The sequence below is a fragment of the Salibacterium qingdaonense genome (genome assembly GCF_900114715.1).
Classification (GTDB): domain Bacteria; phylum Bacillota; class Bacilli; order Bacillales; family Marinococcaceae; genus Salibacterium; species Salibacterium qingdaonense.
Genome location: NZ_FOTY01000026.1, coordinates 1 through 14,195, shown reverse-complemented (window position 1 = coordinate 14,195; position 14,195 = coordinate 1). Strand labels below are relative to the sequence as shown.

The 14,195-nt window shown below is 48.2% G+C and carries 13 protein-coding genes; 2 read left to right on the top strand and 11 right to left on the bottom strand.

Annotated features, from left to right (window positions below; all coding sequences use genetic code 11):
* Positions 1–25 precede the first annotated feature (25 nt).
* A complete protein-coding gene (gene smc, locus BM058_RS14725) occupies positions 26–3,598 on the bottom strand; it encodes a chromosome segregation protein SMC (RefSeq protein WP_090927870.1) in 3,573 nt (1,190 codons plus the stop codon).
* Between the two features lie 192 nt (positions 3,599–3,790).
* Here smc and BM058_RS14720 point away from each other — a divergent pair, with 192 nt between their 5' ends.
* Positions 3,791–4,015, top strand: a complete 225-nt coding sequence (locus BM058_RS14720; RefSeq protein ID WP_090927868.1) for a DUF1128 domain-containing protein — start codon at positions 3,791–3,793, stop codon at positions 4,013–4,015.
* A gap of 38 nt (positions 4,016–4,053) precedes the next feature.
* Here the strand turns inward: BM058_RS14720 and rnc are convergent, their stop codons facing one another.
* The 10 genes from rnc to BM058_RS14670 all read right to left on the bottom strand — a co-directional run bounded on the left by rnc (position 4,054) and on the right by BM058_RS14670 (position 13,752).
* A complete protein-coding gene (gene rnc / locus BM058_RS14715) occupies positions 4,054–4,836 on the bottom strand; it encodes a ribonuclease III (RefSeq protein WP_090927866.1) in 783 nt (260 codons plus the stop codon).
* A gap of 91 nt (positions 4,837–4,927) precedes the next feature.
* Entirely contained in the window at positions 4,928–5,164 is a 237-nt protein-coding gene (gene acpP, locus BM058_RS14710) for an acyl carrier protein (RefSeq protein WP_090927864.1), read from the bottom strand.
* An 84-nt stretch (positions 5,165–5,248) separates the two neighbouring features.
* The gene (gene fabG / locus BM058_RS14705; protein ID WP_090927862.1) at positions 5,249–5,992 is read right to left on the bottom strand and encodes a 3-oxoacyl-[acyl-carrier-protein] reductase; all 744 of its coding nucleotides are present in this window, start codon (positions 5,990–5,992) and stop codon (positions 5,249–5,251) included.
* 12 nt (positions 5,993–6,004) lie between these two features.
* Complete coding sequence (fabD, locus tag BM058_RS14700; protein WP_090927860.1) at positions 6,005–6,943, bottom strand: ACP S-malonyltransferase; 939 nt, start codon at positions 6,941–6,943, stop codon at positions 6,005–6,007.
* A complete protein-coding gene (plsX, locus tag BM058_RS14695; RefSeq protein ID WP_090927858.1) occupies positions 6,936–7,937 on the bottom strand; it encodes a phosphate acyltransferase PlsX in 1,002 nt (333 codons plus the stop codon). Before plsX ends, fabD begins: the two co-directional genes overlap by 8 nt.
* Positions 7,938–7,964: 27 nt before the next feature.
* Positions 7,965–8,519 (bottom strand): transcription factor FapR, encoded by a 555-nt coding sequence (gene fapR, locus BM058_RS14690; RefSeq protein ID WP_090927857.1) that lies wholly within the window; start codon positions 8,517–8,519, stop codon positions 7,965–7,967.
* Positions 8,520–8,592: 73 nt separating this feature from the next.
* On the bottom strand, positions 8,593–10,647 hold the full coding sequence (gene recG, locus BM058_RS14685; protein ID WP_322787889.1) for an ATP-dependent DNA helicase RecG: 2,055 nt from the start codon (positions 10,645–10,647) through the stop codon (positions 8,593–8,595).
* A gap of 134 nt (positions 10,648–10,781) precedes the next feature.
* Complete coding sequence (locus BM058_RS14680) at positions 10,782–11,633, bottom strand: DegV family protein (RefSeq protein ID WP_322787888.1); 852 nt, start codon at positions 11,631–11,633, stop codon at positions 10,782–10,784.
* Between the two features lie 44 nt (positions 11,634–11,677).
* Positions 11,678–13,363: a DAK2 domain-containing protein gene (locus BM058_RS14675; protein WP_090927851.1), complete on the bottom strand. Its 1,686-nt coding sequence runs from the start codon at positions 13,361–13,363 to the stop codon at positions 11,678–11,680.
* A 20-nt stretch (positions 13,364–13,383) separates the two neighbouring features.
* Complete coding sequence (locus BM058_RS14670; RefSeq protein WP_090927849.1) at positions 13,384–13,752, bottom strand: Asp23/Gls24 family envelope stress response protein; 369 nt, start codon at positions 13,750–13,752, stop codon at positions 13,384–13,386.
* Between the two features lie 223 nt (positions 13,753–13,975).
* Between BM058_RS14670 and BM058_RS14665 the strand changes: the two genes are divergently transcribed.
* On the top strand, positions 13,976–14,195 hold a 220-nt coding region (locus tag BM058_RS14665; protein ID WP_143083042.1), incomplete at its 3' end, for a helix-turn-helix domain-containing protein.

Genomic DNA, 14,195 nt, shown 5'->3' with positions numbered 1-14,195 from the left:
TCTGCAGATTCTACCTCCTTTACGATTACGGTGCGGCGGATTCCACCAATTCACCAGCATCCTCCATTTTGACCGATACCATTCTTGATACACCTGACTCTTCCATAGTAATACCGTACAGCACATCTGCTTCTTCCATCGTGGCTTTGCGGTGGCTGATTACAATGAACTGGGTCGTTTCACTGAATGTGCGCAGGTATTTGGCAAAACGGGACAAATTTGCTTCATCCAGCGCTGCTTCCACTTCATCGAGCACACAGAAAGGGGCAGGCTTCTCTTTAACTATCGAAAAAAGCAGGGCGATAGCGGTCAGCGCCTTCTCCCCTCCCGACAGGAGCGACAGGTTTTGGCGTTTTTTCCCCGGCGGGCGCGCGGCAATATCTACACCGGTATGAAGAAGATGGTCTGGATCCGTGAGCTCAAGATCGGCTTCTCCTCCGCCGAACAGTTCCTGAAACGTGTAGCGGAAATGGTAACGAATCGCTTCAAATGTTTCGGAAAACCGGCGTTTCATTTCGTCATCCATTTCCTGTATTACTTCTTTGAGCGAATTCCTGGCCTGCTGCAGGTCTTTTTGCTGTTCATGGAGAAAAGTAACACGTTCGTGCACCCTCTCATATTCATCAATCGCTCCGAGATTGACGTTCCCCAGTTCGTCGATTCCCCTTTTCACCAGTTCCATCCGTTTCCGGGTTTCTTCCAGATCTTCAGTCAGAGGATATTGATCTCTTGCCCGTTCAAAGCTTATTTCATAGTTTGCCTGCAGATGTTCAAGCCTTGTATCAAGTTCTACATCCAGACGATTCAGCTCAATCTGGTGATTTTGAAGTTCCTGCTGCTTTTCATTTCGTTCATGGGTCAGCTGTTGAATACGTGATTTGCGCTGCTGCGTGTCGTCCCCTGCTTCCACTCTGTCCCGGCGCAGTTTTGCCATCTCGCGGGAAAGTGATTCCTTTTCCTCACGCAGCTTTTCGATGCCTGTCTCCACATCTTCGTCTCCCTCCATGGAAGACATCTGTTCTTCAAGTACAGCTATATCATGTTCCAGCTTTTCCAGCTGGGCGGATTCTTCCTCCCATTGTTTTTTTAAACGCTTTTCCTCTGTTTCATCATTAGAAGCGGATTCTTTCGCCCCGGCCAATTTCACTTTAATGTCTGTTTCCTGATCTTTCAGCTGCTCGAGCTTTTCGCCGCGCTCTTTTTCCTGCTTTTCCAGTTCCTCAATCTGCTCATCGAGCACTCGCAGCTTTTTTGCAACGCTTTCTTTATTTTCCATCAGCACTTTTTCACGGGACTGCAGGCGCTCCTCTTCCTCTTCCAGAGAAGAGGACTCTTTATCATACATCGACAGCTTGGAGTTGGCTTTTTCAAGATCCGCTTCAGCGCCGGTCAGCTCTTCTTTGGCCTGTTCGAGCGCATCTCTTGCTTCTTCCCCACGCCTGCGGCTTTCTTCCAGCTGCGCTGCTGTTTCATCGCGATTCTGCTTTTCCTGTCTGACTTTTCCCTCCAGCGTTTCGGTCTTAGCCTGCATGTCCCGATGCTTTTCTCTCAGCTCTTCCAGTTCGTTCTGCCTGGCAAGAATCTGACTGCTGTTTTTGCCGCTGCTGCCGCCGGTCATCGAACCACCGGGATTAACCACGTTACCGTCAAGAGTCACAATGCGCACCTTATAACCGGTTAGCCGGGCCATCTGGTTCGCTGCTTCAAGCGATTCAGCCAGCACGACCTGTCCTAGAAGATGATCGATGATATGCCGGTATCCTTCATCTATATTTACCGCCTCGGAAGCAGTCGTTATAAATCCATCGGCAGACTGCAGTTTGTTCCGGAAATCAGAAGATAACCGGCGCGGGCGGATGACTTCTGACGGGAGAATCGTTGCCCTGCCCTTCTGGCGTGTTTTCAGCAGCTGTATCGCTTTTCTTGCGTCCTCTTCCGTCTTTGTTACAACGTTCTGAAGTGCTCCGCCAAGTGCTGTTTCCACCGCCAGCGTATACGATTTCGGGACATCAATAAGTTCGGCCACAGCACCGACAACACCGGTCAATGTGTCTTTTCCGGCCTTTAATACTTCTCTTACTCCCTGGTAAAAACCGGAATAGTCTGCTTCCATTTCTTCAAGTACATGAATTCTGGAACGCGTCTGGTCCACATGCCGGTACGCTTCATACAATTTCTGCTCGAGCTGTTCAACAGATTCACTTTGTTCTTTCCATGTTTCCTGCAGGTGTTTCCACGTTTCTTTTTCCTGTTCATGATCTGCTGCTGCCTTATCTTTTTTTACACGGGCGTTTTCCACGAGTTTTTCAGCCTGGGTGCGTTCTTTTACATATTCCTGATTTTCTTTTGCCAGTGAACCGTGTTTGTGCTGCAGCTGCTTTTTCTGTTCTTCAAGGTATTTCTCTTCATTACGGACGGCTGCCTGCTCGTTCAACCGCTCAATGTATTCGCTTTTTAATGATTCAATTTCTTCACGGCGGCTTTCCTTGTATTTCTTCCATTCCTCCTGAATGGATGCATAATTCTGTTCGAGCGACTGATAACGGCTGCTGCTTTCTTTCATAATACGAGCCTGGTTTTCCCATTCTTTTCGGGATTGTTCGCTTTTCTCTCTTAACTCCCGGCAGCGTTTTTCCCATTCTTCCTTTTTTTCACCGGCGTTTTTTCCCCGTTCTTCAAGCACCCGTCTGCGTCCTTCTTCTTTTTCAAGATTTTCACTGACGTTGACAAGATCGTTTTGAATACGGCTGATCGTTTCATCAATCTCTTCTGCTTTTGCTTCGGATTCTGATCGCTTTTGTTCCTGCTCTTTGACGAGACTGTCCGTCTTCTTCTGCTGCTCCTCAAGATGTCCGATTGTGTCCTGAAGGGCGCTCCACCTTTGATGCTTTTGTTCTATTTCAGCTGCAGTCAGCGCGATATCCTTCTCTTCAAGCTCCTCTTTTTTTGCCAGATAGTCTTTCGCCATCGATGCCTGTTCTTTTAACGGTTCCACCTGATTTTCGAGTTCATGCAGAATATCTTCCACCCGGTTCAGGTTATCTTCCGTTTCACTTAATTTCTTTTCCGCCTGGCTTTTTCGCTGTTTGTATTTGGAGACTCCGGCCGCTTCTTCAAAAATAGCGCGCCGTTCCTCCGGTTTACTGGAAAGCACTTCTTCCACCCGGCCCTGGCCGATGATGGAAAAAGCTTCTTTTCCCATCCCGGAATCCATGAACAGCTCCACGATATCCTTCCGCCGGCAGGACTGCCGGTTGATTAAATATTCACTGTCCCCGGTACGGTACAACTTCCGGGTGACGCTGACCTCATGATACTCAAGATCCAAATACTGATCATCATTTTCAAGCACCAGAGTAACTTCGGATGCGTTCATCGGCTTTCTCGTGTCACTGCCGGCAAAAATGATGTCTTCCATTTTTGCCCCCCGCAGCGAACGGGCCGACTGTTCGCCCAGTACCCAGCGGATGGCGTCGGACACATTGCTCTTTCCGCTTCCATTGGGACCAACTACCGCATTTACGCCGGGTACAAACTCTATGTTCATCGCTTCAGCAAACGATTTAAATCCTTTAATTTCTATTCTTTTGAGGAACATCGTATCAGGTGTCCTCCTCCTGGTTGTCATCATTCTTCGAGTTCCTTTCATTACAGGAAAAGAACACTTTCCTATTTTACCATAATACGAAAGTGTGCATAAGGTTGGTCAAAAGGTATTTGCTCTTTTTCCAATGAGCCGATACAATAAAACGAGCGGCATACAACCACAACATAGAAGGGGGAGAATCATTTGGGTCTTGAACAGCCGACAGAAGACAACCTTAACTTCATGGTGGAGGAAATCGGAAAAAAACTGCAGGTCGTGAATGCTTCCGCGTTCGAACCGGGTAATTTTGATATCAGCCACTATGACGAGATAAAAGAAATGTATGATATGATTGAATCCAAAGAAAACATAAGCGTCAGTGAAATGGACGCAATCATCTCCGAACTTGGACGTATTAAAAAAACCTAAAAAAAAGAGGCTGTCCCACGTATCTGGGGCAGCCTCTTTCAGTCTTCTTTCTTTTTATCCGGATCCAGTTTAGAGAGAGCCTGCTGAGCGGCATGTTGTTCCGCTTCTTTTTTCGACCGGCCTCGTCCCTCACCTAAAAAGTCTTCATTCAGGAAGACAGCCGAAATGAATTCTCTGCTGTGAGCCGGACCAATCTCGTTTTTGATTTCATAATGAATCGTTCCGTGCTTATCTTTTTGCAAATGTTCCTGAAGCTGGCTTTTAAAATCCATCATATGCGAAAAAGCACCGTCGTCGATTTTGGGATACACCGTCTGTTCCAAAAAGGTGTATACGGCATCCATTCCCTGATCGAGATACAGAGCTCCGGTAAATGCTTCAAATACGTCCGCAAGGAGAGCAGGGCGGTTGCGTCCGCCGGTCATTTCTTCCCCTTTACCGAGAAAAACGAGTTCGCCGAATTCCAGCTCTTCCGCTAAATTGGCAAGCGATGCCTCACAGACAATAGCGGCACGTAATTTCGTCATTTCTCCCTCACTCATTGTGGAAAATCGTTTGAACAGGTGCTGCGATACCGACAATTCAAGCACCGCATCTCCTAAAAATTCCAGTCGTTCATTATCATAGACCGAACGAATCCGATGCTCATTCACATAGGATGAATGGGTAAAAGCCTGGATAAGCAGTTTTTCATCCGAAAAAGACAAACCAAGACGTTCCAGCGTCTGGTACAGATTCTGGCGGTGTTTTTCGGTTAATACCAATTTCTTCGTTTTTTTTGAACGGAATCCATGGTTCTTTTTATCTGTATTCTGTCCCATAACGTCCTCCGTTTAGTCGATCCTTGCCTTACCGGCTGCAAAGCCGTGGAGCCGCTTTTTCAAAGCTTTTCAGCGGCTCCGGCTGTGCCGCTTATTGCTGACCATCTATGTAGTTCACAACATCAGCAACACTTACAATTTTCTCAGCTTCTTCATCGGAAATCTCCAGATCAAACTCATCTTCAAGTTCCATGACAAGCTCAACCACATCCAGGGAGTCGGCTCCAAGATCATCTTTAAATGAAGCTTCCCGGGTGATATCTGATTCTTCTACATCCAGACGTTCAGCTACAATCTTTTTGACACGTTCCAACGTGTTTTCGGCCATTCTCTTCACCTCCTTAAAAAAATTGGTGCCTGCCGTTATTATAGAAGATAACATACAAAAATGCCATCTTACAGACAGTAAAGATTAATGCATAATCATTCCACCATCGATCTGCAGGGTCTGACCGGTAATATAATCAGCATCCGCCGACGCCAGAAAGCGCACAGCTCTTGCCACTTCTGCGGCTTCACCCAGCCTTCCAAGCGGAATATTTTGAAGCAGGGATTCCTGGGTTGTTTCCCCCATTTCTTCGGTCATTTCCGTTTCAATAAAGCCCGGGGCCACCGCATTCACCTGGATATTGCGTGGCGCAAATTCTTTTGCCAGGCTTTTCGTCAGGCCGAGGACCCCTGCTTTTGCCGCTGAGTAATTGGCCTGTCCTGCATTGCCCATCACACCTACAACCGATGAAACATTGACAATTTTTCCGGAACGTTGTTTCATCATCTGCCGGGACGCTCCCTTCGCACAATGATAGACGCCTTTAAGATTCGTATCAAGTACAGCATCCCAGTCATCTTCTTTCATACGCATCAAAAGGTTATCGCGCGTAATGCCGGCATTGTTAATCAGGATATCCAACTGTCCGAATTGTTCGGTCACTTCTTTTATCATCGCTTTCACATCTTCTTCAACCGCGACATCTGCCTGAACAGAAAAAGCTTTTACTCCCTGATCTCTGCACGCCGCAGCGACCTCTTCTGCTTTCTGGGCACTGCCGGAATAATTGATGGCAACATCAGCGCCACTGGAAGCAAGTTCCAGTGCTATGGCTTTGCCGATACCTCTGGAAGCACCGGTTACGAGGGCGGTTTTTCCTTTTAGCATGTTGTTTCCTCCTTATGATAAAGCTGCTGCGGTTTTTTCGACAGACTCCGGATCCTGCGCGGAATAAACGTTCACTCCTCTTCGCTGCACGCGGCGCACAAGCCCGCCAAGAACATTGCCCGGACCCGCTTCGATAAAGGTATCCACTCCAAGCTCCAGCAGGCGGCGGATTGTATCCTCCCAGTACACAGGAGAAGTCACCTGTTCAATGACATGCTGCTTCAACTGAGCCGGATCGGTTTCTTCCCGGGCATTGACGTTGGAGAGAACCGGGAACGCCGGTTTGGAAAAAGTAATCGGTTCGATGGCACTCCTGAGTTTTTCCTGTGCCGGTTCCATCATCCGGGAATGAAAAGGCCCGCTCACTTCAAGGCTGATAACGCGTTTTGCGTTTTCCTGCTGTGCCATTTCTTCTGCTTTGGCGACAGCGTCTTTGTCTCCGGAAATAACAATCTGGCCGGGAGCGTTAAGGTTGGCCGCCTGTACGATGCCGCCGGCAGAAGAAATGTCCGAACAAATCCGTTCCACCGTTTCCCTTTCCAGTCCCATAACAGCTGACATGGTACCATCACCCGCCGGAACGGCCTCTTCCATGAAAAGACCCCGCTGTTTTACGATGCGAAGGGCATTTTCATAGGATATAACCCCGGCAGCCGTAAGGGCTGTATATTCCCCGAGACTGTGTCCGGCAGCAAAATCAGCCTTTATGCCTTTTTGCTTCAAGGCCTCAAGCGAAGCCATTTCTGCGGTTAATAAAGCCGGCTGGGCATGTTCTGTTTTTTTCAACTCGTCTTCCGGCCCGGCAAACATCAAACCGGAAAGCGGATAATCAAGAATACGGTCCGCTTCATCTATCAGCGCTTTTACATCGTTGTTTTGTTTATAGAATGCTTCCGCCATTCCGGGGTGCTGAGAACCCTGGCCCGGAAAAAGGAACGCAGTTTTACCCATTTTCCCATTCCTCCTGATGCTTGACTTCCTTTTTCATAATATCTGTCACTTGTTCATTCACCATCTGCCGTGCCTGGCGTATCGCATGGAAAACAGCCGTGTGGTCCGAGGACCCGTGCGCTTTGATGACTGGAGCATTCAGTCCGAACAGACCTGCTCCGCCGTAATGCGAGTAACTCATTTTATCTTTGATATTACTGAAACTCGAACGAAGCATGCCGGCTGCCAGTTTGTTTGACCAGGTACTCGTTAATTCTTTCTTTAAAAGGGAAAATAACGATCCGGCCGTTCCCTCAATTGATTTTAAAATCAGATTGCCGGAGAACCCGTCACATACTGCTACATCACAGACTCCTTCAAGCAGGTCCCGGGCCTCGACGTTCCCGACAAAATGAAGAGGAGCTTGTTCCAGAAGCTCATAGGCTCCTTTGGACAGTTCGTTGCCTTTGCCTTTTTCGGTACCAATATTGACGAGCCCGACGCGTGGTTGGTTTACTTTCTTTACCATTTCCATGTAAGCCGATCCCATAAAAGCATTCTGTAGAAGATGTTCTGCCCTGGAATCAACATTCGCTCCAACATCAAGAAGCAGAAATCCTTCTCCGTCCAAAGTCGGAAGCATTGGCGCAAGCGCTGGTCGTTCAATTCCTTCAATACGGCCGACATGAAGCAGTCCTGCTGTCATGAGCGCCCCTGTATTTCCGGAGGAAATGCACGCATCCGCCCGTCCTTCCCGGACTTCCCGGAGAGCAAGCACCATCGACGCATTTTTCTTTTTACGTACCGCTTTGGTCGGTGTATCCTCCGGCTCTATTTTCTCATCGGTATGGAGAACGGAAATACGTTTCGTTCTTGTTAAATGTTCATTAATCTGATCTTCATGACCTGCGAGTATGATTTCCACATCGTCGAATGCCCGTTCTGCTGCCATGGCACCGGCAACGTGTGCTTTCGGGGAATAGTCCCCTCCCATTGCATCGATGACAATTTTCATGAACATTGTCTCCTTTTTCACTTATACTCAGCGGTGGGAACGATACATGACAAACTCACCCTTAAAAACAGGCTCCTGCTGAACACTGCTCGTCACTTCCACCCACGTTTTATGACCTTTTGAGCGGGTAACGACTGCTCTTGCGGCAACCCGTTCCCCTTCCTTCACCTGCCGGCTGAAATCAACCGACGCCTTCGTTGTCAACGCCAATTCGTCGTTAATGATCGCAACCGCCAGGGAATTAGCCTGCGCGAACAGGTAGTGGCCTCTTGCGATCTTTGTTCTTGAAAAAACATGGTCCTTTGTAATATCGAGAATCGAAATCGCTTCTTTATCGAGCCTTAGATCAACGATTTCACCGATTACTTCCTCCAGAGGCAGGGCCTGTATTTCATCCAGCCTTTCCCTGGCGACATGTTTGATCCGTTCCCTTAATTCCGGGATGGAAAGTTCCAGCCGGTCCAGTCTGATCGTCTGGACACTCACCTCAAAATTTACGGCCAGCGATTCATCTGTCAGGAACGGGTCTGTCTCGAGCATCTGCTTTAACTGACGCTGCCGTTCTTTTTTATTTTGTTTCACTCCTACACCATCCGCTTCTATGACTAGGTACTAAGAGTAGTATATAATTCCAGTCTTTCTTTTTCAAGCATGTTTAATCAAGTTTGGTTCCATCCAGGATCCCGCTCTCCTCGAGTATAGAGCGAAGTCCGGCGTACTGCTGGTCATTCCAGAACGACCGGCTCTGGATTAAGGAGGCTGCGTCACGGCGGGCGGTTTCAAGTGCCCTGTAGTCATGAACGACATCAGCAATTTTAAAATCCGGCATACCGCTCTGTTTTCTGCCGAAGAAATCACCCGGACCCCGCAGTTCCAAATCTTTTTCCGAAAGCGTAAATCCGTCTTCGGTTTCCTGCATGATCCGCATTCGTTCCTGCCCGTTTTCACCTTTAGGATCTGCCATCAAAACACAGTAGGACTGGTACTCCCCGCGCCCGATGCGGCCCCGGAGCTGATGAAGCTGCGAAAGGCCGAACCGGTCGGCATCGTAGATGAGCATAACAGACGCATTCGGCACATTGACGCCGACTTCCACTACTGTCGTCGATACAAGCACTTGTATCTCATTTGCGGCAAAAGCCTGCATGACCTGCTCTTTTTCCTCAGAAGACAGACGTCCATGCATCAAGCCGACGTGGCAGGAATCAAGAAACTGTTGGAGCTGGGCGTGAACATCAATCGCATTCTGTACATCAAGCATGTCCGATTCTTCAATGAGCGGACAGATAACGTAGGCCTGCCGCCCCTCTTTTACCTGCTTATCGATAAACCTTAGAATCCGTTCCAGCATACCATGCTTCACCCAGTATGTCTGGATTGGTTTTCTACCCGCCGGCAGTTCATCAATGGAGGAAACATCCATATCGCCGAATACGGAAATGGCAAGGGTCCTCGGAATGGGTGTCGCAGTCATAAACAATACATCCGGCTCATACCCTTTATCGCGCAGAATTCTACGCTGCTCCACTCCAAAACGATGCTGCTCATCTGTGATCACAAGTCCAAGGTTCTTAAAATTCACATCTTCCTGAATTAAGGCATGAGTGCCGACTACAATGTCAGCTTCCCCTTCGTATATTGCAGTATTGCGCTCCCGGCGTTTGCGGCCCTTAACCGAGCCTGTCAATAAAACGACGTTCAATCCGGTTTCTGCATACAACTGCCGCAGCCCATCGGCATGCTGCTCTGCCAGTATTTCCGTCGGAACCATCAGCGCCGACTGGCCGCCGGCAAGGTGACAGGCATACATCGCGGCAGCAGCCACAACAGTTTTACCGGAACCTACATCACCTTGGAGAAGCCTGTTCATTTTTAACGGGTCCTGCATATCTTTTGTGATTTCATCTATTACCCGGCGCTGGGCACCTGTGAGCGGAAACGGCAGGGTCTGCAGGAACGTTTCCACTTCCGCTTTATTGAATTCATGAGTGTTTCCGGCCGAAGCCAGGCGTTCCTGTCTTTTAAATGTCTGCATTTTCAGCTGAAAGGTCAGGAGTTCTTCATACACAAACCGGCGTCTTGCCTGCTTCAGCTTCTCTTTATCAGCCGGCATATGAATCATGTGAAACGCTTCACTACGGGATGATAGACGGTAAGAGGAAAGCAGGGACTCCGGCAGTACTTCCTCCACATTATTTCCAAAGGCCTGGAGAGCCTGCTGTATCCACCTGCTCATCTTCTTCACGGTTATGCCGCCTCCGACGGAATATACAGGCTGCAGCTGCCTCGACGGATCAGGGCTGCCCCACTGAACGTCCTGAACGGTTATCGTTAATTTGTATTTATCCCACTTGCCGGTCAGGGTGAGCATATCTCCACTGTTCATTCTGCTTTTCAAAAAAGCTCTATTAAAGAAGACAGCGGTGACAAGAATATTTTCGACCAGAATACGAACGCTCAACCTTGATTTTTTTCTTCCGTAATACCGAACGGCCGGTTCCGACTGAATCATGCCGGCTATTGTTACACGATCGCCGTGACGGAGTTTTTCAACCGGTTCTACTTCCATATTTTCATAGCGGTAAGGAAAATGGTGCAGGAGATCATAAATAGTAAACAGCCCGAGCTGCTGCAGCTCCTTTTCCTTTTCTTCCCCGATACCGTGAAGAATGCCGGCCGGCTGTTTCAGTTTCTCATCCATTGTCTTCATGCGGGAAGCTTCGTGTTCTGAAACAGTTCATGGTACATGCTGATTCATGCATGCGGCTTCCCCCCTTCCTGTATATATCCTGCCTGAAAAAAGAAGACTGTCCCGGTTCCGCTTTTCCAGGTCAGTCTTTATGTTTATTCCGCCGGAGTCACTGCCACCGAAACGGTTCCTCTACCTGTATGTGAGCCGATTACCGCCCCTATTTTCGTCAACGTCGATGAACGGCTGTTGAGCACGCTCTCTGCAGCGTGGAGCAGTTCTTTTCCGCTGTCTTTTGCTTCGGCATGAGATACTCCTATATGAACCGGGCGTCTTCCGTACTGCTGCTCAAGTGCCTCCTGAATGACCGCAACCGCCTTCTTTTTTCCACGGGCTTTGTGGTAAGGATATACCTCTCCATCGCGGTTCAAACTCAGGACCGGTTTCATTTTCAGAAGCGACCCTATTAAAGCGGAGGCTTTGCCGATCCTTCCGTTTTTCTGAAGATATTCAAGCGTATCAACAAGAAAGTACACACTCGTTTCCTCTTTACGTTCTTCCAGCCTCTTTCTGCATTCGTCAATACCTGCTCCATCTGCGGCAAGCTTTGCTGCTTCGACAACGAGAATACCTACCGCGTAAGAAGCTTTTAACGAGTCCACGATCTCTACGTTGACTTCGTCTTTTACCGAGTCTGCAGCCAGGACCGCCGACTGTACAGTGCCGCTCATAGCAGAAGAGAGATGGATGGACAGAATCGATATATCCTCCCCGGCTTTTTCGTGGATCCGCTGATACATCGTCTCAAATTCATAAGGAGTCGGCTGTGAAGTGGCGGGTACGGTATTCATCATATCAAGCTTGTTATAGAACGCTTCCGGAGTTATATTCACTCCATCCTGATACGTTTCGTTTTCCATCATTACTTTCAGCGGAATAACCGTAATCTGGTATTTCTGAAGCAGTTCCGCTGGTATGTCCGCAGTGCTGTCCGTTACGATTTTCACTTTTCCCACCCGTCATCCCTGCCTTTTGTGTGTAGTATCAGCGCCTATTCAACCGCTATGATATAGGAGTAAAGCGGTTGACCGCCGTCGTGAATTTCGAGTTCCACATCCGGATACGTTTCTTCCACAAACGAAGAAACTGCCTCTTCCACCGCTTCTGTTCCACCTTCGCCGCGGATTAACGTGACAATGTCGGATTCTTTGTTTAAGAGCTCATGTAAGAGATTAATCGTCACCGTTTCAAGCTCCGGTCCTGCCGTTGCAATATCTTTTTCGACAATCCCCATATAATCTCCTTTATTGATATGGAGACCACCCATCTTTGTTTCTCTTACAGCATAAGTGATTTGACCGCTTGTTACCTCGCTTAATGCCTGCTTCATTTTTTTATCATTGTCGTCCGGAGAGGCGTCTTCTGAAAACGCAAACATTGCGCTGAGACCTTGTGGTATCGTCTTAGAGGGTATAACCCGGACGTGCTTCCCTGACACTTCTGCTGCCTGTTCGGCCGACATGACGATATTACCGTTGTTCGGAAGAATGAAAATCGTTTCAGCTTCCACTTTCGTCACTGCGTTTAAAATATCTTCCGTACTTGGATTCATCGTCTGTCCTCCAGCAACCACTTCCTGAGCGCCGAGACCGCGGAATAATGCCTGGACGCCCTCTCCTGCAGCAATGGTCACAAACCCAAATGGTGCAAAAGGCGCTCCGGCAGGAGTATCTGCTTCTTTTGCTCCCGGGTTTTCTTCCTGCCTGTCTTTGTGCAGTGCCTCATACTGCTCTCTCATGTTATCGATTTTAACATGAAGAAGACTGCCGTGCCGCTGTGCTTTTGACAGCACTTCGCCGGGGTACTCGGCATGTATATGTACTTTTACAAGATCGTCATCACTAACGACCAGAAGAGAGTCCCCCCAGCGGGCTATTTCCTGTTTGAAGGCGTTCTCATCAAAAGATTGTCCTGCTCCATTCTCCTTATTCAGCTTTACCATCAGTTCCGTGCAGTATCCATACTCTATCTCTTCTGAAGATAAATGAGACTGGGCGTTCTGATGGTGCTCTACTTTGACCAGTTCATCCATCGACGGGTTATTCGCCTTGTCCTGCTGTGATGTTATTCCATAAAGCGACTGCATCATTCCTTGGTAGATATAAACGAGTCCCTGTCCGCCGGAATCCACGACGCCTACTTCCTTAAGCACCTGCAGAAGCTCCGGGGTTTTCTGCAGCGAGGATTCTGCATTTTTGTACACTTCTTCCATCCAGCCGGCGGGACTTCCGCTGTTATGACCGGTTTCTGTATCAGCTGCATCTTTTGCTACGGTTAAAATCGTTCCCTCCACAGGTTTCATTACCGCTTTATAAGCAGTATCCACCCCTTCCTGAAGGGCTTTTTGCAAATCATCAACAGTTAGTGTCTCTTTTTTCTCCACTGATTTTGAAAAACCCCGGAACAGCTGCGACAAAATAACCCCCGAATTTCCCCGTGCCCCCATCAGCAGACCTTTTGAAAAAGTCTTGGCCACGTTACCGGCGTGGTGTCTTTCTTTTTGATCGACTTCCCTTACACCGGACGTGATGGTAAGATTCATGTTCGTGCCGGTATCCCCGTCGGGTACAGGAAATACGTTCAAGGCATCCACCTTTTTTACATTGGCACCAAGAACGGCAGCCCCTTCCCGAAACATTAAGGCCAGCTGTTCTCCATTTACTTTCCTGTCCGTCAACGTCTTCTCCTCCTCACTTCCTAAGCCTGGTTCGAAGTTACTCTTACACCCTGCACGTACACATTTACCGAATCTACGGTCAGACCGAGCATCTGCTGAAGCTGATATTTCACTTTCGACTGGACGTTATACGCCACTTCAGAGATTTTGATTCCATAACTGACAATGATGTACATATCTATATGAATGCCGTCTTCCAGTTCACGGATTAATACGCCGCGTGAAAAGTTGTCTTTTCCAAGCATTTCCGACAGTCCGTCTTTGATCTGTTTCTGGGAAGCCATGCCGATGATGCCGTAACAGTCCACTGCAGCTCCTCCTGCAATAGTGGAAACCACTTCCCTGGAAACATCAATGGAACCAAGCTGAGAATTCATTTCAATTGTCATAGCAGAGCCTCCCTTTCGTACACCTTCTCTAAGCTAAGGTTATTTTACTATACTCCTTCTTTTTTTGAAAGGAGAAGGAAGAAGAGAGCGGAAGTTCCGTCTTTATGCTTGATTGTAAAATCAAATGCAACAGCTAAAGGCATCGTTAAAGATATAGCTAAAGCCATCGTTATTCCGTTATGATGAAAGGAACCCAACACCTAACATAATAGGAGGAATAACGATGACCACTTCCCATGGTACCACAGAAATGCGGTGTTTTTCTCATCTTTCGTCCTTTGATCGGGGACAGATTCAAGCCCTTCGTCAAGAAGGCAAGTCCATGCAGACCATTGCGGAGGCTATTGGCCACCATAAATCAACGATATCCCGGGAACTAAAGCGGGGCACCACAACGCAAAGAACGTCGGATTTATCCGAGTATCAGGCCTACTTTCCGGAAA